Genomic DNA, 21,661 nt, shown 5'->3' on the forward strand with positions numbered 1-21,661 from the left:
CGTTAAACCTTTTTCCTTTCTTTGTTTTTCAATTTTTTTACCAATATCTATATTTTCCATAATGAAAATCTCCTTAATTATTATTAAATTATATTTAAATAAATTAAATTAAAATTAACTTAAGTGGATAATTTATGTTAAACTATATTAAAATTAATTTAATTATAATTTATTAAATTGTAAGCTACAAGGTGATAAGGAGGAAGAGGAATGAAGGAAATAGAGAAATTAAAAGAGGAATATCCACTTTTAAATAAATTAATCGCAACAGAAGGAGTGTTTTGGGTGAATCCGAACATGGAAAAGTATGAAACGGCAATAAAAGATTCGCCACTGAATGAAGAGAATGTAAAAGATGCGGAAGAGAGGTTAAAGCGTTTTGCACCATATATTGCGAAAGTTTTTCCTGAAACGAAAGAGACTAATGGCATAATTGAATCACCTTTAGTGAAAATCCCTTCAATGAAACAAGCTTTAGAGAAAAATTATGAGCAACCTATTTTAGGAGAATTATTATTAAAATGTGATAGTCATCTTCCGATATCAGGGTCAATTAAAGCTAGGGGCGGCATTTATGAAGTGTTGAAGCATGCTGAACAATTAGCGTTGCAGTATGGTATGTTAACAGAAGAAGATGATTATTCCATTTTAGATAGTGATACATGTAGAGAGTTTTTTGCCACGTATTCTATCGCAGTCGGTTCAACAGGAAATTTAGGGCTAAGCATTGGGATTATGAGTGCGAAACTAGGTTTTAACGTAACGGTTCATATGTCAGCAGATGCGAAACAATGGAAAAAAGATTTATTAAGAAGCAAAGGTGTAAATGTTATTGAATATGAAGCTGATTACAGTAAAGCTGTAGAAGAAGGAAGAAGGCAAGCAGATGCAGATCCTAGCTGTTATTTTGTAGATGATGAAAACTCACATGATTTATTTTTAGGATACGCAGTAGCAGCCTCGCGTTTACAAAAACAATTAGAAGAGTTAGAGATTGTAGTGGATGAAGAACATCCTTTATTCGTTTATCTACCATGCGGAGTAGGGGGCGGACCTGGCGGAGTCGCATTTGGTTTAAAGTTATTGTATAAAGACAACGTACACTGTTTCTTTGCCGAGCCTACGCATTCTCCATGCATGTTACTCGGTTTAATGACAGGACTTCATGATAAAATTGCCGTTCAAGATATCGGGATTGATAATGTAACAGACGCGGACGGACTAGCGGTAGGAAGACCGTCTGGATTTGTCGGTAAAACGATAGAACCATTTTTGAGTGGAAATTACACAGTAAGTGATGAAGAGTTATATAGATTATTAAAAGAACTAGCTGATACGGAAAAGATTTATTTAGAGCCTTCTGCATTAGCCGGTATGATAGGACCAGTGAAAGTATGTGCAGAAGATGAGTATTTACAAAAACAACAGTTAACAGAGAAGATGAAGAAAGGTACTCATATTGTGTGGGGAACTGGCGGTAGTATGGTTCCAGAAGATGTGATGAATGGGTATTATAAGAAAGGTTTAGAATTAATACTGTAAGGAAAATGAGGCTAGTTATAGTCTCATTTTTTCATGTACATAAAAATCTTTGTTATTTTCACATATGTTCTTTATAGTATAGATATAAAGGATTACTAAGATCGAATAAATATAACAAAAAAGCTTTATTTTACATAATAAGAGGATGTGTATACGATGTCATTACAGACTAAATATATAGCGGGTATTTCGCTTGGGGTTATGGGGGTAGGTTTTGCGGCTTCTATTCCTTTTCAAGGGACGGTAGCTGGTGAGATTATTCAAGGTGGATTTGAAGCTGGGTTAGTTGGTGGACTTGCGGATTGGTTCGCAGTTACAGCTTTATTCCGTCATCCGATGGGAATTCCAATTCCGCATACAGCTTTGTTACCTAAAAACCGTAAACGAGTAACGAAAGGGCTCATCAATACGTTAGAAAATGAGTGGCTAACGAAAGAAAGTATTACGAATAAAGTAAAAGAAATGCAACTAGCACAAATGGTGCTGCAAATTGCAGAGAGAGAAATGCAGTCTAATGCTGTGAAAAAAGGGATTGTAACGATTGCTGAGAAGGCGATTGTTTCAATAGATACGGAAAAATTAGCGGTTATTATTGAAAAAGAATTAAAAACGTATTTGCATACAATGAATACAAGTAACATCTTACAAGTGCTTGTTGATCAATTAGTTGTGCAAGAATATGATGAGAAGACACTGGATTATATTTTAGTAAAAGTAAAAGATTGGACAGCGCAAGATGAAGCACGCTACCAGCTCGGAAGTTTAGGGATGAAGGCGATGGAAAATATAAAAGTAGATGGATTTTTACAGTTTACATTGAAGTCGTTTATGAATATTGTAGATGAAGATAAAATTGGCGGCATTTTGCAGAAATTCATTATTAGCAATATTAACAGCTTACAAGATGCGGATAATAGCACGAGACAGCTTATATTAGCAAAAATTCGTCAAGAAATTATAAATGTAAAAGAAAATGAAGCGTTACTACAAGAATTAGAAAATTGGAAAGAAAAATGGATTTCAAATTGGAATGCTACTGACAAAATTAAAGAGATGTTGGAACAAGCGCAGCAAAAAGCAGTTGCCTTTGTAAACAATGAAGAATTTGCGGATAAGTATGTTATTCCATTTTTGCAAAAACAAATGAATAAAATAAAAGATGATGAAGTGACTGTTCAAAAAATAGAAGATTGGTTACAAAAACAAGTTGTGAAGCTTGTTGAGAATAACCATTCGAAAATCGGAAAGCTTGTGCAAGAAAATCTTGATAAGTTAGATGATAAAACGTTAATTGAAATGATTGAAAATAACGTCGGTAAAGATTTACAATGGATCCGAGTAAACGGAGCTGTTTGCGGATTTATGATTGGCTTAGTGTTAGAGGGAATTAAAGCGATTATATGAGAAAAACCTTCCACAATTGTGGAAGGTTTCTTATTTTTCAATAACACTCATATTTAAATTGTAAGCTTTCTCAATGCTTAATTTGTACGTTCCATTTCCAGTTTTAATCGAATTTTTATACCAATGTTCTTGTTCGTTTAATTCTGGATTTTCTTCTGAAGTATTCTCTTCTTTTTTCGTTAAATCTTCAACTTGTTCCCAAGGTGTGTTTCCGTGGGATTCTTTTTTGTTTGTTATGGCGATTAAAGATACATCGCTTTCTTTCGTTAAATGAACAGATACATTTGAACTTTCCTGTACAAACCAATTATTTTGTAATTGACCTGGATAAAGGGATAGTTCGTTATTTGAAGCACGAACTTCTACATTTTTATTTTGTGGAAGAACGAGTGTCGGTTTGACCTGTGGTGCGGAATTCCATAACGTATGTTGAACTGGTAATGATTTTAAAGTGATATACATCGTTTCCCCGGCTGTTTGAACGGAAAGAAAATCTTCTTGTTTTAAATTAAGTTTTTCATTAGCTTTCGTCGTCATTTCATATGTTCCAAGAAGATGAATTTGATTTGTATCATTTCCCTCTATTGTTAGAGGGTGCTGTCCTGCATCCACTACAATTTTTTTGATAGATTCAGGTATATTAAGTTGTCCACTTGGAATATTACTCGTTTGGCGAGTGGTATGAATAGAATGACGAACTTCATCTAGCAATCCAGTTGATAATAAACAGTAAAAAGCAATGCCAACACTTCCTAAAACACCGATAAAGAAAATACTAAAAATATCATATTTAATAAATGATTGTTCCTTCTTAGAAAATAGAAGGTAAAGTAAAATTTCCACGCCAAGTATAATAAGTAAAACAGGCCACCATGCTGTTAAGGAATCTAATACCTCAGTACCTTTTATAACTGAAAATAGTAAGAAGCAACCTAATGCAATAATAGAAAGCCCCATTGAAAATGTTCCAACGCGCCATGTTCTCATTCTTTCGTACCACCTTTATTTTCTTTATTTCCAAGTAACAATTTAAAGCCGCCACCAATTAAGAGGAGTGCAACGATAGATGTTTGGAAATAGCGATAATACAGCTCGCTAAGATGAATGTTAAATATAGTTGCGAAGTAATCATTCAAAATAGGAAGGACTGTTTGATCTAATAAATAATACCCTCCGAGTGTAATTAACCCGATACCGATCCATCTTTGATGATTGATAAAATAATCAATGATAGGTTCGTCATGTACACGTTCTTTTCCATACTTTGCAGTTTGCTGTAAAGCGTCAAAGAAGCTATAGAACCAAATGATGGGTACTAAAAATAAAAACGCTGAAAGTCTTAATAAGTCAAGTAAATAGATGGAAAGTAAAAAGGCTGCCATAAGCTGGAGGCCTCGTCGCTGTAAGCCTAAATACATATGTCCTGCTCCAGGAAACATCGCTAAAATAGAAGCGAATGTTTTACTTTTCTTTCCTTGTTCACGGTGCTCTTCAAAATCTTCAAAAATAGTGCGGTCAACTAATTGCTCACCACGTTCTTTTTTCTGGAGTTGCTGAACAACATCGAAGAAATTATAAATCCATAAAACAGGTAACGTCACGAGAAAGATAAGGAAACTTTCTTGAGATGTTAAAAGGGCAACGAAAATGATCATACTTCCGATTCCTGTACAAGCTACTAAAAATGTAAGTCCACGTTGCATAAGCCCTAATTGAAAATGACCAAGTCCAGGGATGATGGAAAGAAGAATGATATAAAATCGTTCGCTCTCTTTAGAGGACTCTGTTAATTCTCCGGTTGCTTGTTTTTTCGATTGGTTAATAATCGTGATAACTAAATCTAGTAAGTTGACCACCCATAACACGGCTAGTAAAAATAGAGAAAGAAAAGCAATATCACGCGCTCCCAATGCTATTGTACAAAATGCTGCAAAGATAAATAGAAATACAGCCCCTCCGCTATATAAAATAAACCGTCCAAATTTCTTTAAATATAAATGTCCAAGCCCAGGAATTAGCCCTAATACAAGTGCTAAAAAGGGGTTTTTATTCATGCTTTGAACCTCCGTCCTTTTTTGATGTGTCTACCGATTTGTTTACAATTTGTTGTGAGATAGAAGACTCGTTATGTTTTGAAGATTTCTCGAAATTTGATGTCGCTGTGAAAATATATTGGAATAAACCACTTACCATAAAAATAATTGTAGCTGCGGTTGCAATTATGTAGTGAATAATCGTTCGCTTTAATGAGTTTGTTTTTATATTTTCATTAGGTTGTAGCGTTTTAAAATTAATTTGCGTCATAACTTCGTTCGTAAATGAATCATCATTTATCATTGGAAGGTTTTCCTGTTGTTCATCAATACTTTCCATATAAATCGCTAAACAATGATCACATTCATAAAGATGTTCTTCCATAGATTCACGTTCATTGCTTTCTATAACATTTAATGTATAATTGCGCCAATCTTCTTTTGAATAATGCATCATAGAAACTCTTCCTCCTTCCAATGTTTTTTAATCCATTTTCTTGCCCGATACAGTTTCATTTCGACTGTTTTCACTTCGATATTTTCCTGCAAAGCAATTTCGTAATAACTTTTTTCTTCTAAGTAATGTGCGAGAACGACATCACGGTAATTATGGGGAAGTTCTCTCAGTTTTTGAGCAATTAGTAATTTTTGTTCTTTCGTCAATAATAAATCCTCAATATTTTGAGAGGATTTTATATTTTCCTCAGTTTCTTTACATAAGGAGAGTTCTTCGTTTTCTCTAGCTTTTTTTCTCTTATAATCAATAGCGTGATTGGTAGCAATACGCGCCATCCACGTTTTTAATCCGCGAAATTGATAATTTGGGAGAGAGGCGTGAATTTTTACGAATACTTCTTGTGTAACATCTTTCGTATCTTCTTCATGTCTTAAAATAGAAAAGATAACTTGGAAAATATAGTGACGATATGTTTGCACAAGGATACGAAAAGCATGTTCGCTTCCTTGCTGTGCTTTTTCAATTAATTGTTTTTCCTCAATGGGTCTCTCCCTCCTTTTTGACGCATTCTATTATATAGACGTAAAGAATGATAAGTCACCCTACACATTTTGTAAAAAAAGAATAATATATTTTTTGCAGATGAGCTAGATGAAAAAAGGTGTGAAAAAATGGTAAAGAGAAGTATATAATGAGCAAGTAGGAAATGTTACAGGGAGAAAGGATGTGAGTGTTAGTAGGGAAAGGTCCATACTAACAAACATGAAAATTAAAATATTAATAGCAGATGATAATTCTTTTATTAGAGAAGGCATGAAAATTATTTTAAATACATATGAAGAGTTCGAAGTAGTAGATACAGTAAATGATGGGAAAGAAGCAGTGGAATATTGCAAAAAGAACGACGTTGATATCGCCCTTTTAGATGTTCGCATGCCAAATATGAACGGGGTAGAGGCGACGAAATTCATTTGCGAAGAGACGAAAACGAAACCGCTAATTTTAACGACGTTCGATGATGATGAATATATTTTGGACGCAGTGAAGAACGGGGCAAAAGGTTATTTATTAAAAAATAATGATCCAGAGCGTATTCGTGATGCGATAAAAGGAGTATATAACGGTCAAACAGTTATGCAAGATGTAGTTCTCGATAAAATTAAGTCTAATTTAATGGAAAGTAAAGAGGAAGAATGTAAAATAGATAAAAGTCTTTTTACTGAAAGAGAGCTGAGTATTATCGCATTAATTGCAAAAGGCTTTTCGAATAAAGAAATCTCGAAGCAACTTTTCATATCAGAAGGAACAATTGCAAATTATATTACGTCAGTTTTAGGGAAAACTGGACTGGAACATCGTACACAAATTGCGATTTATTATTTAACAGGGAAAGTAGATTAAAGATATGGAATTTTGGTTAATTGTAAGTAAATTAATTGTATTTATATATATTGTGTTTAGTTACATTTATTTAAATGTTGCAAACTTACCATGGATTATACTGACTTTGCTTTTATATCTTTCTGTAAACGTGCTAATTTCTATATGTAAAAAAAATACGAACAAAAACATATTAACTTCTGTATCGATTGGCTTAGTTATGTTATTTACATGGAAGATTCATCCGTTCTTTATTTTGTTTTTACCATTGAACTTATATGAAATTATATTCCGTTATATAGAGAAGAAATGGCAACTCTTTCTCATTATGATGATTCCTATTATCTTTACAAATGAAAGTATTAGAATGACATATGGATTAATTGTTGCATTTTCCTTTCTCGTATTAACGATGGCAGAACGGTATATATCACGCGTATTAAAGCTTGAATCACAAAATGATCAGATGCGAAAAAATATGCAACGGCTGACGAAAAGCTTAAATGAAAATAAAGAGTATATAAGGCAATCAGAGTACACATTTAAGTTAGAAGAGAGAAATCGACTTTCTCAAGAAATTCATGATAAAATTGGCCATTCGATGACAGGTGCACTTATTCAAATGGAAGCAGCAAAGAGATTAATGGCGATAGATAAAGAAAAATCTGCTGAGTTATTACAAAATGCAATTCATATTTCGAAAGATGGAATTGAAAGCATTCGGATTACATTAAAAAATATGAAGCCACCAACTGAGCAAATTGGTATTCATCGTATGAAATTATTCATAGAGGAATTTGCCGGTAAGCATGATGTGAATATTCCTTTCGTTTATAAAGGGAACTTAGATATGATTTCTCCTATACAGTGGAAGATTATCGGTGAAAATGTCACGGAAGCATTAACAAATGCGATGAAATATGCTGATGCGACAGTCATTTCAATCGATATTCATGTACTTAACAAGATGGTAAAGATACAAGTGAAGGATAATGGAAAAGGTGCAATGTTTGTTAAAAAAGGTCTCGGTATTATGGGGATGGAGGAACGAACGGCATCTGTAAATGGTAAAATTATTGTAGATGGAACAAGTGGTTTTTCAGTAACAATGTTGCTGCCGATATGAGAATGAATCATCTCATATGAAAAAAGTGAATAATCTCATGTGAAAAGAATGAACTTCTGCACTGAGCAGGTTCATTCTTTTTGTTTATACTAAAAGCAGAGAAACCGAAATAGGGGTGAAACGATGAATACTTTAGAAATTAAAAATTTAACGAAAAAATTTGGTGATTTCATCGCAGTTGATAATATGTCTTTATCTATTAAAGAAGGAGAAATATTTGGCTTTTTAGGATCGAATGGTGCTGGTAAAAGTACAACGATAAATATGGTTGCTGGCTTGCTAAGAAGTAATGAAGGTGAAATTAGCATACTAGGAAAAAATATAAAGAAACATAATCGATTTGCGAAGATGAATATCGGTATCGTTCCGCAAGATATTGCGATTTATGAAGAGCTAACTGCCTATGAAAATGTGAAATTCTTTGCTGGATTGTATGGGTTAAGGGGTGCTGAGTTAAAAGCGAGAGTGGAGGAAGCACTTCAATTTGTAGGGCTTAGCGATAAATATAAAAGTTATCCAAAAAACTTTTCAGGCGGGATGAAACGAAGGCTGAATATTGCTTGTGCGATTGCTCATAGACCGAAGTTAATTATTATGGATGAGCCGACAGTTGGAATTGATCCACAGTCAAGAAATTATATCCTGCAGTCTGTTCGAAAATTAAACGAAATGGGAAGTACGATTATTTATACGAGTCACTACATGGAAGAGGTAGAAGAGATTTGTACGAAAATCGCAATTGTTGATCACGGTAAAGTAATTGCAGAGGGCACGAAAGAACAGTTAAAAGCGATTATTACGGATACGAAAGACATTTGGATTGAAGTGAAGTCAGTAGAAAATTTAGATGTAGAACAGTTAAAAGAAATAAATGGAGTGAAAGCTGTTCAAATTGATGAGAATGTAATTAAAGTAAACTCGGATGCAGGGTTAAACAATTTAAATAAAATTATTCAGAACTTCATTAATCATGACATTGAAATTCGTTCGTTAGAGGAGCAGGCTCCAAACTTAGAAACAGTATTCCTTACGTTGACTGGAAGAAACTTACGAGATAAATAAAAGGTAAATGAAGAAAAGGTAAAGGGAGGTTCATCCATTGAACATCTTCAATATTGCAATTATGCATATGAAAAGAGATTTCAGAGACGTAAGAACTTTAGTTTTTATGTTAGCTTTTCCGATTGTGCTTATGCTTGTATTAGGTACAGCATTAACAAACGCATTTAATAGTGATAGTCATTCAATTAAAGATATACAGGTGCTATATAAAGATGAAGCGAGTAGCACGTTTTCTCAAGCATTTGAAGCATTTGCGAAAGAAGCTGATAAATCGGGTATTCATTTTAAAAAAGCTTCTGAAGGTATAGATGGGAAGGAAGCAGTGAAGCAAAATAAATATGCTGCTTATGTAGAATTAAATAAAGATGGCGCAAAATTGTACGGAAGTGACAAAAGTAGTATTGAGGGAAGTATTGTGGAAGGCATGCTAACAACATTTGTTGATAAGTACAATGTAGCAGCCGAAGTTGCAAAAGTAGATCCTAGTAAGGTGAGCGCAGTTATTTCAAACGGAAATCATAATGATTATATAAAAGAAACATCTTTACAAGCAGCGAAAAAGCCAGGTTCTATGGATTACTATGCAGTTGTAATGACGACGATGATTGCACTATATGCAGCGATGGGAGCCAGTTCTTTAATTCGAGGAGAACGAATACGTAAAACAGGAGATCGTCTCATTGCTGCGCCTATAAGTAAGGCTGAAATATTCATTGGAAAAGTACTTGGGAGCCTAGTAGCAAATGCTCTGTGCATATTGCTTGTCATGTTATTTAGTAAATTTGTTTTTCAAGCGAATTGGGGCGACCATCTTGGAATTATATTTATTATTTTATTAACACAGGTTTTTCTAGCAATTAGCTTCGGTTTAGGGATCGGATATATTACGAAAACAGCTGAAGCATCGAGAGCAATTATTATGGTAGTCGTGCAATTAGCTTCTATTTTTGGTGGTGCATATTTCGTAGTAGAAGAAAATTTCGTTACGAATTTATCACCATTAACGTGGGCAAATACAGCTGTTATGAAAATTATCTACGCGAATGATGTTGGGGCAGCACTGCCGGTAATAGGTTTAAACCTTGGAATTTCGGCACTCTTTTTATTAATTGCAATTATTGCATTACGTAGACGGGAGGGGCTATAGTATGAAAGATATTTTATGGCTCATACAAAAAACGTTATCTGTACTTTTGAAAAATAAAAAAAGTTTATTTATTATTATTAGCTTGCCAATAATAGGAACGCTCATCGCCTTTTCGGAATACGGAAATGTAGGGCAAGGAACGTTAAATATCGGGGTTATAAATAAAGAAAATCAACCTATAGTAAATGATACAGTGAAATTTTTAGAAGGATTAAAGCATGTAAATGTAAGTAAGATTAAAGGTTCTGAAGTAGAAGATAAACTCACTTCAAAAAAACTTGATGGTGTTATTACATTAGATTCTGGTTTTTCCGAAAGTGTTCGAGAAGGGAAACCTGATCATATTGAAATCTCATCGATTAAAGGTGATCAAGTAACAGGATTTATAAGGTCCTATTTATATAATTATATTGATAATATAGCAGCGATTAGTAAAGTTGCAGGAACAGATCAAAGTGCATTTGATACTATGTACGCAGGGTATCAAAAAAGTGCATTTAAAATGAAAACTGAAACATTAGAAGATACTTCGAAAAATAAAGATATGACAACCCAAACGATAGGTTACCTTATTATGTTTATGTTGTTTTCAGCAGCGAATTTATCGGGTCATATTTTAAAAGAAAAAGAGAATAGAACATATTTTAGACTCTTATCAACACCGATAGACGGAAAGAAGTTCATATTATCTAATGTTGGGGTAAATATGATGATACTAACAGTACAAATTCTAATTACAACTTTATTCCTAACGAATGTTTTTCATACGAATATCAATATGCCTTTCATAGTGATGTTGGGCGTGCTCATGTTATTTGCTTTAATAGCAATTGGAATATCATTAGTCCTTGTCGCTTTTTCGAAAAACTCAGCGTCAGCAAATGCAATGCAAAATATGATTATTGTACCGACATGTTTACTGGCTGGATGTTATTTCCCGTATGACATTATGCCAAAAGCGGTACAAAAAGTAGCTAATTTCCTTCCGCAGCGCTGGTTATTAGACACGATAGCAAAACTACAGCAAGGAATTCCATTCGCTGAGTTGTATTTAAATATTTTCATTTTATTCGCTTTTGCAATTGCATTCTTCTTAATTGCGATTTATAAATTTGGAAGAAATAATGATGCGAGGAACTTTGTTTAACAAAAAAAGGTGTGGCGTAGTGCTACACCTTTTTTGTTTTGTAATTTAGAGTATCTTTTGTAATATAGGAATGCTTTTGTAGAGCACTTCGTTATGTGAAGCATGCACAACACATTTATTTCCCTCTAGGAGAAAAACGCTATGTAAAATAGCGTTCCCGTCACCATGTTTTGTAAGCATATCACCGACGACTTTGCCGTCTGTCCATTTCAGACTAGAATATGAAGGAACGACTTGTAAATATTGAATGGTTTCCTCTCCATCTCCAGCAATGAGTGTAGTTTCAATATTTCTTTTTTGTATCATAAATCTATTTTTATTTAAATTATCGAGGAAAGGGTTTTTCGTTTTCATTTTACTATAAGGAATAAATGTAATTGAAGATCCAGATTTTATAAATAAATAATTCCCGTAATCTTTACACGGAATAACATCTTGTAATCCTGGAAAGTAAAGATGTATCGCCTCAACTGTATTCATTTTATATAAGGTGCTTAAGTAGTGAATGTATTGTTCCATATAAAAATGAACGATATTTATTTTAGAAGAGGCATGGACAGGGAGACTACCTCCAGTCCAATAACTATAATTTGCCGGAGATCCAGCGCTTGGTGTACAGAGTATGATAAGTTGATTTACATCATTTTTATATTCTTCACTTTGAACGTAAGAACGTCCAAGAAGTCCTCCCATACTATGACAGATTAGATTTAGTTTATCGCGCCCTGTAATTTTTTTAGCATAAGCAATCGTTTGTAATAAATATTTTTGTGTAGAAAAAATAATCCGCTGACGCCAGTCATAAAAACAAATAAATAGGTTTTTATTTCGTTCATAGCCCATACTTTCTAACATCAAAATAAATGGCTCATAAACAAATGCAGATAGTCCGAAGCTCCAATCACCAGTACCCGGAATAATAATATTATTCATTGAACCGAAAAGTCCAGGGACAAAAACAATAGGTGTTTTTCCTTTTCTCATATTCTTCGCTCCTTTACCTGTTTAACATCGATGAAAATGAAGAAATACATTCCGTATGAAAATATATTTAAATGAAACACTACAGAGTAGAATGTAATTTGAGCGGAAGGAAATTAAAATGATTAAAAAAATATTGCGAGTTACTTCTATTATTGTTGCTATTGTTGTTTTTATTTTAATTTGCATGCATATCGATGTTACCTTAGGTAGAAAAATGGAAGCCGGGAAAAACATGCCGACAGAGTATGCACCTCATTATAGTGACTTTCAATTATATGTAGAAGGGAAGTCATTTTATAAACAGTTATTTACTGATATAAGAGAGGCGAAGAGATCTATTTATACGTACTTTTTTATTTTGTCAGATGATAAAAGTAGCCATACTTTTTTAAACTTATTAAAAGAAAGGGCAAAAGAAGGAGTAAATGTCTATTTATCGGTTGATCGCATTAATGATTTATCATTTGAAAGAAAGAAGATAAATGAATTGCGGGAAAGTGGTGTACATTTTACATATAGTAGAAAACCTGAATTACCATTCGGGTTTTATTCACTTCACCATCGTAATCATCGCCGTATTACGACGATTGATGGAGTGATTGGTTATACGGGTGGTTTTAATATAGGGGATGAGTACTTAGGAAAAGATAAGCGATTTGGATATTGGCGTGACTATCATGTGCGACTTAAAGGAGAGGGCGCAAAAGATTTAGAAGAACAATTCGCTTTAGATTGGAAACGAGATACGAAAGAAAAGATAAAAAGAAGTACGAATAAAGCGAGTAAAGGGAATACATTACATACGATGGCTAGTTACAATGGACATCACGTCGCTGAAAAATATATAGAATTAATAAAAGAAGCAAAGCATTCAATTGTCATTACAACACCTTACTTTATAGCCAAAAATAAAGAAGTAATGAATGCTTTAATGGAAGCACAAAAACGTGGAGTTACTGTAAAAATACTTTGGTCATATAAACCAGATATTCCTCTTATTAAAGAGGCGGCGTATCCGTATATTCGCCAAGCTGTTAATAATGGAATTAAAGTATATGGTTATAAAAAAGGGATGTTTCATGGCAAATTAATGCTTATTGATAATGAACTAACTGTTATTGGTACGACAAATTTTACTTCGCGAAGTTTCAATATAAATGATGAAATGAATTTGTATATTCATGGTGGTTCAATTGTAGGACAAGTTAATGAGGCGTTAACGGAGGATTTTCATAATTCAAAAGAAATGACGAAAGAATTTTTTGAGAAGTTATCGTTTTGGGAGCGTTGTAAGGAAAAGTTGGGGGGATTGGCTGATTTTTATTTCTAAAGTTTAAAGAAAGGGAGTCTTTTATAGACACCCCTTTTTTATGATTAATAATTATTTTTCATGCACGAGCAATGAGGCATCATCATTAATCAACGTCCCCACATGTTCACCTAAGCAAATTCTTTTCATTACTCCAGGCTCATCAAAGTTAAAGACGTGTGCTGGTAAATTATAATCACGGGCAAGCAATAAAGCGGCTTGATCCATTACTTGTATGTTTTGCCTAACAATATCGTTATAGTTTAGTTTTTTGTACATTTTTGCTGCTTTATTATGTTTTGGATCACTAGTAAAGACGCCATCTACTCCTTGTTTTGCGACTAATATAGCATCACTATTCATTTCAATAGCCCTTTGAACACTTGGGTAATCTGTCGTAACGAACGGTTGCCCGTTACCACCTCCAAAAATAACGATATACCCGTTATCTAAATGGTGGATTGCACGTAGGCGAATGTATGGTTCAGCTACAGCATTAAACGGGATGGAAGTCATAACGCGCACTTCTGTATTTGTTTTACTTGTTAAAACACCGCGTAGCATTAAGCTGTTAATGATTGTACCTAACGTACCGATATTGTCAGCTTCTACACGATCGATTCCCCATTCTTCCGCTAGATGACCTCTAAAAATGTTCCCGCCTCCAATGACGATAGATACCTCAATACCTAAATCAACGATGGATAAAATTTCGTTTGCGATATGTTCTAATCGTTTGGAGTTAAAGCTATTTCCGGTTTGATCGGCAAGTGCACCGCCGCTTAATTTAATTAAGACACGTTTATAAAGCCTCATAACAATTCCCCCTATATAGATCGCAATAAAAAAGGAACAAAGGCGAATGCCTTTGTTCCTTTTTAAGAAAATGAAAAAGAAAAGAAGAAGATAGAACGAATTTTTGCACATAATTTTTCATATCATCCACTCCTTTTCATTTTGATTTGTTGTAAGTATATATCTTTTTGATTATACGAAACAATCTGATTACTTATCAAGTATATTTTATAGTTTTTTAACAAAATGGTGTCAATGAAAAAAAGAAGAAAAATATTTGAATTTTTTGTGACGAACTTGTAGGTTTTTGTATGATTTTGTAGGTTCGCTTATAAGATGTGTGAGTAGCGTTTATAAATTCAAATTGAAAGCGTTCGCATGAAGGGGATGAACATAAATGAAAAAATTCGGATTGGCAACACAAATTTTTGTCGCGCTTGTTTTAGGGATTGTAGTAGGGGCAGTCTTTTATGGCAATAAAACGGCGATTTCTTATATTACACCAATTGGGGATATATTTATTCACTTAATTAAGATGATTGTAGTACCAATTGTTATTTCAGCATTAATTGTTGCAGTAGCTGGTGTAGGCGATATGAAGAAGCTTGGGAAACTAGGCGGGAAGACAATTCTTTATTTCGAAATCATTACGACAATCGCTATTTTAATGGGGTTACTTGCGGCGAATATATTCCAGCCGGGTACTGGCGTTGATATGAATAACTTACAGCAAAGTGATATTTCTTCTTATAAACAAACAGCAGATGCTACAGAGAAGCAAGGATTCGCTGAGACGATTGTTCATATCGTACCGAAAAACGTATTTGAATCGATTGCACAAGGTGACTTATTACCGATTATTTTCTTCTCAGTATTATTTGGTTTAGGAGTCGCAGCAATTGGGGAAAAAGGAAAGCCTGTTTTTAACTTCTTTGAAGGTGTACTCGAAGCGATGTTTTGGGTTACAAATCAAGTTATGAAATTTGCACCATTTGGTGTATTCGCATTAATTGCTGTTACGGTTGCAAAATTTGGTGTAGCAACACTACTTCCTTTAGGAAAACTAGTGCTAGCTGTATACGTAACTGTTATACTATTCGTTGTGATTGTATTAGGTATAAATGCAAGAATGGTTGGCGTAAACATTTTTACGTTAATGAAAATTTTAAAAGAAGAACTTATTCTTTCATTTACGACAGCAAGTTCAGAAGCTGTTTTACCTAATATAATGAGAAAAATGGAAGAGTTCGGTTGTCCAAAGGCAGTTGCCTCTTTCGTAATTCCGACAGGTTATACATTTAACTTGACTGGATCGGCTATTTATCAAGCGTTAGCGGCATTATTTGTTGCACAAATGTACGGTGTGCACATGTCACTGACAGAGCAAATAACGTTATTATTCGTTCTCATGTTAACATCCAAAGGTATGGCGGGAGTTCCAGGTGCATCGTTCGTTGTTGTATTAGCAACGTTAGGTTCAATGGGGTTACCACTAGAAGGTATCGCGTTAATTGCGGGGATTGACCGCATTTTAGATATGATTCGCTCATCTGTCAATGTATTAGGGAATGCATTAGCGGCCATTGTTATGTCGAAGTGGGAAGGCGAATTCGATAATGAGAAAGCAAAACAATATGTAGAAACAGTCAAAGAAACAAAAGCAGCATAAGAAATCGTTAAGGAGTGAATAAGTATGGCAACATTAACTGAAGTTAAAAATGGTGTTCGAATTGAAAAAGATTTTTTAGGTGAAAAAGAAGTACCAAACTATGCATACTACGGTGTACAAACAATGCGTGCAGTTGAAAACTTCCCAATTACAGGATACAAAATTCATGAAGGTTTAATTAGAGCGTTCGCAGTTGTAAAAAAAGCTGCAGCGCTTGCGAATACAGATGTAGGAAGATTGGAATTGAACAAGGGCGGCGCAATCGCAGAAGCTGCTCAAGAAATTCTTGACGGGAAATGGCATGATCATTTCATCGTAGACCCAATCCAAGGCGGAGCAGGTACTTCAATGAACATGAATGCAAATGAAGTCATTGCCAATCGTGCTCTTGAATTATTAGGAATGGAAAAGGGAGACTATCATTATATTAGTCCAAATAGTCATGTAAACATGGCGCAATCCACAAACGATGCATTCCCAACGGCGATTCATATCGCTACATTAAACGCATTAGAAGGTTTATTACAAACGATGGGCTATATGCACGATGTATTTGAATTAAAAGCAGAACAGTTCGATCATGTGATTAAAATGGGTCGTACACATTTACAAGACGCTGTGCCAATTCGTCTTGGGCAAGAATTTAAAGCGTACTCTCGTGTGCTTGAACGTGATATGAAACGAATTCAGCAATCACGTCAACACCTATATGAAGTGAACATGGGAGCAACTGCAGTTGGTACAGGCTTAAATGCAGATCCAGAATATATTCAAGCTGTTGTAAAACATTTAGCTGCAATTAGTGAACTACCACTTGTTGGTGCGGAAGACTTAGTAGATGCAACGCAAAATACGGATGCATATACAGAAGTATCAGCAGCACTGAAAGTATGTATGATGAATATGTCTAAAATTGCGAATGACCTTCGCTTAATGGCATCAGGTCCACGTGTTGGTTTAGCAGAAATTATGTTACCGGCTCGTCAACCAGGTTCATCTATTATGCCAGGGAAAGTAAACCCTGTTATGCCAGAGGTAATTAATCAAATTGCGTTCCAAGTAATTGGTAATGACCATACAATTTGTCTTGCTTCAGAAGCAGGTCAATTAGAATTGAACGTTATGGAACCAGTACTAGTTTTCAACTTACTTCAATCAATTAGCATTATGAATAACGGTTTCCGTGCCTTTACAGATAATTGCTTAAAAGGAATTGAAGCGAATGAAGATCGCTTAAAAGAGTATGTTGAGAAGAGTGTAGGAATTATTACAGCCGTGAACCCTCATATCGGTTATGAAGCAGCAGCTCGCGTTGCGAAAGAAGCAATCGCGACAGGGCAATCCGTTCGAGAACTTTGTGTGAAAAATGGTGTACTGTCACAAGAAGACTTAGAATTAATTCTAGATCCATTCGAAATGACGCACCCAGGGATTGCAGGAGCAACTCTTTTAAAGAAAAATTAACAGAAGAGGGGGGACAAGCCCCTCTTTTTTGTTTACAATATAGAAATGCTATATATGAATAGAGGTAGGGATGTTATGAGTAAGTTTACAGTAGCTTCTAATGGTTCATTAGAAACGACATTAAGAGGAGTAGAAGTATTATCAACACCACTTTTAAATAAAGGGGTCGCTTTCACGCAAGAAGAAAGAGAAGAATTAGGTTTAAAAGGGTTATTACCGCCAGCAGTTTTAACATTGGAAGAACAAGCACGCCGAGCATACGAACAATTTTGTTCTCAGCCGGATGATTTATTAAAGAATGTATACTTAACAGCGTTACATGATCGAAATGAAGTATTATTTTATCGTATTTTAACAGATCATTTACGCGAAATGTTACCAATCGTATATACACCAACTGTTGGTGTAGCGATTCAAAGATATAGTCATGAATATCGTAAACCACGTGGTGTGTATTTATCAATTAACGATCCGTCAGGTATTGAAGAAGCGTTCGCCAATATTGGTGCAACAGCAGAAAATATTGATTTAGTCGTTGTAACTGATGGGGAAGGTATACTTGGAATTGGTGACTGGGGCGTTGGTGGTATTAACATCGCCATCGGAAAATTAGCTGTTTATACGGCCGCGGTTGGAATCGATCCTAGTCGTGTATTACCTGTAATTTTAGATGTAGGTACAAATCGTGAGGAACTATTAAACAATCCATTTTATATTGGAAATCGTCACCCTCGTATAACAGGTGAAGCTTACGATGAGTTTATTGATACATTTGTACAAGCGGTAAATAAACAATTCCCGAAAGCACTTTTACATTGGGAAGACTTTAGCTCTCGAAATGCACGAAAAATTTTAGATAAATATCGTCATGATATTTGTACGTTTAATGATGATATTCAAGGTACAGGTGCAGTTTCACTTGCTGCTGTATTATCGGCAGTGAAAGCTTCGGGTGTACCACTAAGTGAACACCGCGTTGTTGTATTTGGTGCTGGTACGGCTGGAATCGGTATCGCAGATCAAGTTAGAGATGCAATGGTCCGCGTAGGTGTATCAGAAGAAGAATCGTATAAGCGTTTCTGGTGTATTGATCGTAACGGATTAGTTACAGATAATATGAAAGATCTTCTTGATTTCCAAATGCCGTATGCAAGAAAAGAAGCGGAAGTAAGTGAGTGGAAGCAAAATGGTGTAATCGGACTTGCTGAAGTTGTGAAACATGTAAAACCGACAATTTTAATCGGTACATCAACTGTTGCAGGCGCATTTAAAGAAGAGATTGTTAAAGAAATGGCTTCTCACATAGAAAGACCAATCATTTTACCAATGTCGAATCCGACGCCACTTGCTGAAGCAAAACCAGCAGATTTAATCAAGTGGACAGAAGGAAGAGCATTAGTTGCAACAGGAAGTCCATTTGAACCAGTTACATACAACGGTGTAACGTATGTGATTGGACAATCAAATAATGCACTTATTTTCCCAGGACTTGGTCTTGGAACAATTGTCGTACGTGCAAGCGTCATGACGGATGGCATGTTCGCAGCAGCAGCTGAAGCAGTTGCGAGCATGGTAGATACAAGTCAGCCAGGAGCACCTATTTTACCAGAAGTTGAAGAGTTACGTAATATCTCGGAAATGGTAGCAATTGAAGTAGCGAAAGTTGCTGTTGCAGAAGGTGTTGCTAGAGAGAACTTAAGTGATAACGATATCAAGATTGCAGTGAAAGAAGCAATCTGGGAGCCTGAGTATCGCCAAATAAAAGCGGTAGAAAAGGTTAGAATATAGAAATAAAGCCCGTTTATAAATATAAGCGGGCTTTCACTTTTATTATTGAAAAAAGAATATAGGAAGTGGCACCTTTGAATTGGAATCAATTATGGAAGAAAGACATATCCCTTTTAATTATATTAATTGTTGTTGTTCCGATTGCTGGAGAGCTTAATTTTCATCCTTTTAATGATACGTTTCGCGTTAGCTTTGGTACGCCGTTATTCTTCTTTTTATTACTATTTTTAAGAAGAATACCAGCAGGAGTTGCAGGTATTGTTGTTGGTATATGTGTAGTCTTATTCCGCGTATGTCTTGACTGGGTCATGCAAGGTTCATTTCATATGACAGAATCATTTTATTTGCGCTATCCTGTGTTTTTTTATTATTTTATTTATGGAAGTCTTTTTTCACTCTGTAGGGTGAATAAGTTTCATCAGAGACCAATTATTATTGGATGTCTTGGAATTTCAATTGAAATTGTTGCAAGTATGTCGGAACTTGCGTTTTATCACATGTTAGTACTAGGTACAACAATAACAATTTCTGAAGTAAATAAACTCATCATTATTGCTATTTTTCGTAGCTTTTTTGCACTTGGCTTTTTAAATATGATGAATTTATATGAAACGAAATTAAAAGAATCACAAGTGCGAAAAGAAAATGAAAAAATGTTAATGCACTTATCCAATTTATATGTAGAATCTGTTCATTTGAAAAAAACGTTACAAAATGCAGAATTAATTACACAAGAAGCGTATCAATTATATCGGAATTTACAAGTAAGCGATCATTCGAATGGTAAAACAGCATTGAAAATAGCAGGAGAAGTGCATGAAATAAAAAAAGATAATCAAAGGATTTTTGCAGGATTATCTAAACTGTTATTAGATAAAAATGTGGCTGAGTACGTAGAAGGTCATGAGCTTACAGAAATGATTGTAAGAATAAATGAAAAGTATGCTGAAATGCTAGGGAAAGATATACGTTTCTCTAAACATATAGAAGGCGAGCATGCTGCATATCACGTGTATACAGTGCTATCAATTTTTAATAACTTAGTTGCGAATGCAGTTGAAGCAATTGATGATAGAGGCCTCATTCGTATTAAGTTATATAAACGAGAGCAACATGTAATCTTTGAAGTAATTGACGATGGCCCTGGTATTGCGCAAAAGTATAAGAAATTAGTATTTAAGCCCGGGTTTACTTCAAAGTATGATCAAACAGGAACACCGTCCACAGGTATTGGACTTTCTTACATATATGAAATGGTAACAGAGCTCGGCGGAGAAGTAAGGTTAGAAGACAATGAAAATGGGAACGGGTGTAAGTTTATCGTTTGTTTACCGGAGTGCAGTTTAAAGCGGGAAGGGGAATAGGTTTGTTTTATTATATTGTAGATGATGATGAAGTTTTCCGTTCGATGCTTTCGCAAATTATTGAGGATGGCGATCTTGGGGAAGTAATTGGAGAATCGGAAGATGGAGCTTTTGTTGAGGCAGAACAGCTAAATTATAAAAAAGTGGATATTTTATTTATTGATTTACTCATGCCGATGAGAGACGGTATTGAAACAGTTCGTCATATAGCGTCTTCATTTACTGGGAAAATTATTATGATTTCTCAAGTTGAATCGAAACAGCTCATTGGTGAGGCATATACACTTGGTGTAGAATATTATATTACAAAACCACTAAACAAAATAGAAGTAGTATCTGTTGTACGAAAAGTGATAGAGCGTATTCGTTTGGAGCGCTCTATATATGACATTCAAAAATCATTAAATAATGTATTTCAGTGGGAAAAGCCGCAAATGCGTAGTGAAACAGTGCAAGAAGAGAAAAAGATATCAGATTCAGGACGCTTCTTACTAGCAGAACTCGGTATTGCGGGAGAGAACGGAAGTAAAGATTTACTTAGTATGCTGGAATATTTATATGGACAAGAAAAGGCGCAAACATTTGAATTTGGATTTCCTGCGTTAAAAGATATTTTCCACCAAATTACACTGAAAAAATTAGGGGAAATAGCTTCAGATGCAGATATAGAGAAGGAGAAAAAAGCATCTGAACAACGTGTAAGAAGAGCGATTTATCAATCATTGAATCATTTAGCTTCCCTTGGATTAACAGACTTTTCAAATCCGAAATTTGAAAGTTATGCTCCGAAGTTTTTTGATTTCACTGTAGTTAGAAAACGGATGACAGAAATGACAAAGGATGGGGTAGCGACTTCTGGACATATACGAATTAATACGAAAAAATTTATTCAAGTGTTGTACTTTGAGGCGAAACGACTGATGGAGATAGAGTGAAAAGGTGCTTATAAATAAGCATCTTTTTTTGTTAAATCAACATTTTATATTTTCT

Annotated in this window: 19 protein-coding genes; 13 read left to right on the forward strand and 6 right to left on the reverse strand. The window is 34.7% G+C overall.

The genetic code is table 11. From position 1 onward, the window contains the following. Nucleotides 1-210 precede the first annotated feature (210 nt). Together dsdA and MR083_RS11955 are read left to right on the forward strand one after the other, a co-directional pair. Nucleotides 211-1,542, forward strand: coding sequence for a D-serine ammonia-lyase (gene dsdA, locus MR083_RS11950; protein WP_242269353.1), 1,332 nt, complete (start codon nt 211-213; stop codon nt 1,540-1,542). Nucleotides 1,543-1,698: 156 nt separating this feature from the next. Next, nucleotides 1,699-2,946 carry a DUF445 domain-containing protein gene (locus MR083_RS11955; protein WP_000058334.1) on the forward strand — a complete coding sequence of 416 codons (1,248 nt, stop codon included), beginning with the start codon at nt 1,699-1,701 and terminating at the stop codon, nt 2,944-2,946. Between the two features lie 30 nt (nt 2,947-2,976). Here the strand turns inward: MR083_RS11955 and exsE are convergent, their stop codons facing one another. Genes exsE through MR083_RS11975 form a run of 4 tightly spaced genes read right to left on the reverse strand, consistent with a single transcriptional unit; the run spans nt 2,977 to nt 5,915 of the window. After that, nucleotides 2,977-3,933 (reverse strand): exosporium protein ExsE, encoded by a 957-nt coding sequence (gene exsE, locus MR083_RS11960; protein ID WP_242269355.1) that lies wholly within the window; start codon nt 3,931-3,933, stop codon nt 2,977-2,979. After that, a complete protein-coding gene (locus tag MR083_RS11965) occupies nt 3,930-5,000 on the reverse strand; it encodes a hypothetical protein (RefSeq protein ID WP_001039094.1) in 1,071 nt (356 codons plus the stop codon). The genes exsE and MR083_RS11965 overlap by 4 nt, the downstream gene beginning before the upstream one ends. Continuing rightward, the gene (locus tag MR083_RS11970) at nt 4,993-5,436 is read right to left on the reverse strand and encodes a hypothetical protein (protein ID WP_242269356.1); all 444 of its coding nucleotides are present in this window, start codon (nt 5,434-5,436) and stop codon (nt 4,993-4,995) included. Before MR083_RS11970 ends, MR083_RS11965 begins: the two co-directional genes overlap by 8 nt. Then, nucleotides 5,433-5,915, reverse strand: coding sequence for an RNA polymerase sigma factor (locus MR083_RS11975; RefSeq protein WP_001195481.1), 483 nt, complete (start codon nt 5,913-5,915; stop codon nt 5,433-5,435). Before MR083_RS11975 ends, MR083_RS11970 begins: the two co-directional genes overlap by 4 nt. A gap of 283 nt (nt 5,916-6,198) precedes the next feature. Between MR083_RS11975 and MR083_RS11980 the strand changes: the two genes are divergently transcribed. From MR083_RS11980 to MR083_RS12000, 5 genes are all read left to right on the forward strand, one after another. Then, nucleotides 6,199-6,837 carry a response regulator transcription factor gene (locus tag MR083_RS11980; protein WP_000694106.1) on the forward strand — a complete coding sequence of 213 codons (639 nt, stop codon included), beginning with the start codon at nt 6,199-6,201 and terminating at the stop codon, nt 6,835-6,837. Nucleotides 6,838-6,841: 4 nt separating this feature from the next. Then, on the forward strand, nt 6,842-7,942 hold the full coding sequence (locus tag MR083_RS11985; RefSeq protein ID WP_242269357.1) for a sensor histidine kinase: 1,101 nt from the start codon (nt 6,842-6,844) through the stop codon (nt 7,940-7,942). 123 nt (nt 7,943-8,065) lie between these two features. Continuing rightward, the gene (locus MR083_RS11990) at nt 8,066-9,004 is read left to right on the forward strand and encodes an ABC transporter ATP-binding protein (protein ID WP_088106597.1); all 939 of its coding nucleotides are present in this window, start codon (nt 8,066-8,068) and stop codon (nt 9,002-9,004) included. A gap of 37 nt (nt 9,005-9,041) precedes the next feature. Then, entirely contained in the window at nt 9,042-10,151 is a 1,110-nt protein-coding gene (locus tag MR083_RS11995) for an ABC transporter permease (protein ID WP_001020172.1), read from the forward strand. Between the two features lies 1 nt (nt 10,152). Beyond that, the gene (locus MR083_RS12000; protein ID WP_242269359.1) at nt 10,153-11,298 is read left to right on the forward strand and encodes an ABC transporter permease; all 1,146 of its coding nucleotides are present in this window, start codon (nt 10,153-10,155) and stop codon (nt 11,296-11,298) included. 45 nt (nt 11,299-11,343) lie between these two features. Here the strand turns inward: MR083_RS12000 and MR083_RS12005 are convergent, their stop codons facing one another. Further along, nucleotides 11,344-12,282 (reverse strand): esterase/lipase family protein, encoded by a 939-nt coding sequence (locus tag MR083_RS12005; RefSeq protein ID WP_001225403.1) that lies wholly within the window; start codon nt 12,280-12,282, stop codon nt 11,344-11,346. 118 nt (nt 12,283-12,400) lie between these two features. On the opposite strand from MR083_RS12005, the gene cls reads away from it, so the two are divergent. Beyond that, the gene (gene cls, locus MR083_RS12010) at nt 12,401-13,612 is read left to right on the forward strand and encodes a cardiolipin synthase (RefSeq protein WP_000591936.1); all 1,212 of its coding nucleotides are present in this window, start codon (nt 12,401-12,403) and stop codon (nt 13,610-13,612) included. 51 nt (nt 13,613-13,663) lie between these two features. Here the strand turns inward: cls and pyrH are convergent, their stop codons facing one another. After that, nucleotides 13,664-14,407, reverse strand: coding sequence for a UMP kinase (gene pyrH / locus MR083_RS12015; RefSeq protein WP_242269362.1), 744 nt, complete (start codon nt 14,405-14,407; stop codon nt 13,664-13,666). Between the two features lie 376 nt (nt 14,408-14,783). Between pyrH and MR083_RS12020 the strand changes: the two genes are divergently transcribed. The 5 genes from MR083_RS12020 to MR083_RS12040 all read left to right on the forward strand — a co-directional run bounded on the left by MR083_RS12020 (nt 14,784) and on the right by MR083_RS12040 (nt 21,606). Beyond that, nucleotides 14,784-16,055, forward strand: a complete 1,272-nt coding sequence (locus tag MR083_RS12020) for a cation:dicarboxylate symporter family transporter (protein WP_000713289.1) — start codon at nt 14,784-14,786, stop codon at nt 16,053-16,055. Between the two features lie 24 nt (nt 16,056-16,079). Then, a complete protein-coding gene (gene aspA / locus MR083_RS12025; protein ID WP_000224208.1) occupies nt 16,080-17,519 on the forward strand; it encodes an aspartate ammonia-lyase in 1,440 nt (479 codons plus the stop codon). 75 nt (nt 17,520-17,594) lie between these two features. After that, entirely contained in the window at nt 17,595-19,307 is a 1,713-nt protein-coding gene (gene malS, locus MR083_RS12030) for an oxaloacetate-decarboxylating malate dehydrogenase (protein WP_242269365.1), read from the forward strand. A gap of 65 nt (nt 19,308-19,372) precedes the next feature. Further along, nucleotides 19,373-20,671 carry a sensor histidine kinase gene (locus tag MR083_RS12035; RefSeq protein WP_242269367.1) on the forward strand — a complete coding sequence of 433 codons (1,299 nt, stop codon included), beginning with the start codon at nt 19,373-19,375 and terminating at the stop codon, nt 20,669-20,671. Nucleotides 20,672-20,673: 2 nt separating this feature from the next. Continuing rightward, nucleotides 20,674-21,606 (forward strand): response regulator, encoded by a 933-nt coding sequence (locus MR083_RS12040; RefSeq protein WP_000500326.1) that lies wholly within the window; start codon nt 20,674-20,676, stop codon nt 21,604-21,606. The last annotated feature ends 55 nt before the right edge of the window (nt 21,607-21,661 follow it).

It is taken from the genome of Bacillus cereus group sp. BfR-BA-01408 (genome assembly GCF_022663305.1).
In the GTDB taxonomy this organism is placed as follows: Bacteria; Bacillota; Bacilli; order Bacillales; family Bacillaceae_G; genus Bacillus_A; species Bacillus_A pacificus.

Excerpts from the sequence above, each read along its gene's own strand:
- dsdA (WP_242269353.1), top strand. The coding sequence starts at position 211 with ATGAAGGAAATAGAGAAATTAAAAGAGGAATATCCACTTTTAAATAAA.
- MR083_RS11955 (WP_000058334.1), top strand. The coding sequence starts at position 1,699 with ATGTCATTACAGACTAAATATATAGCGGGTATTTCGCTTGGGGTTATG.
- exsE (WP_242269355.1), bottom strand. The coding sequence starts at position 3,933 with ATGAGAACATGGCGCGTTGGAACATTTTCAATGGGGCTTTCTATTATT.
- MR083_RS11965 (WP_001039094.1), bottom strand. The coding sequence starts at position 5,000 with ATGAATAAAAACCCCTTTTTAGCACTTGTATTAGGGCTAATTCCTGGG.
- MR083_RS11970 (WP_242269356.1), bottom strand. The coding sequence starts at position 5,436 with ATGATGCATTATTCAAAAGAAGATTGGCGCAATTATACATTAAATGTT.
- MR083_RS11980 (WP_000694106.1), top strand. The coding sequence starts at position 6,199 with ATGAAAATTAAAATATTAATAGCAGATGATAATTCTTTTATTAGAGAA.
- MR083_RS11985 (WP_242269357.1), top strand. The coding sequence starts at position 6,842 with ATGGAATTTTGGTTAATTGTAAGTAAATTAATTGTATTTATATATATT.
- MR083_RS11990 (WP_088106597.1), top strand. The coding sequence starts at position 8,066 with ATGAATACTTTAGAAATTAAAAATTTAACGAAAAAATTTGGTGATTTC.
- MR083_RS12000 (WP_242269359.1), top strand. The coding sequence starts at position 10,153 with ATGAAAGATATTTTATGGCTCATACAAAAAACGTTATCTGTACTTTTG.
- MR083_RS12005 (WP_001225403.1), bottom strand. The coding sequence starts at position 12,282 with ATGAGAAAAGGAAAAACACCTATTGTTTTTGTCCCTGGACTTTTCGGT.
- cls (WP_000591936.1), top strand. The coding sequence starts at position 12,401 with ATGATTAAAAAAATATTGCGAGTTACTTCTATTATTGTTGCTATTGTT.
- pyrH (WP_242269362.1), bottom strand. The coding sequence starts at position 14,407 with ATGAGGCTTTATAAACGTGTCTTAATTAAATTAAGCGGCGGTGCACTT.
- MR083_RS12020 (WP_000713289.1), top strand. The coding sequence starts at position 14,784 with ATGAAAAAATTCGGATTGGCAACACAAATTTTTGTCGCGCTTGTTTTA.
- aspA (WP_000224208.1), top strand. The coding sequence starts at position 16,080 with ATGGCAACATTAACTGAAGTTAAAAATGGTGTTCGAATTGAAAAAGAT.
- malS (WP_242269365.1), top strand. The coding sequence starts at position 17,595 with ATGAGTAAGTTTACAGTAGCTTCTAATGGTTCATTAGAAACGACATTA.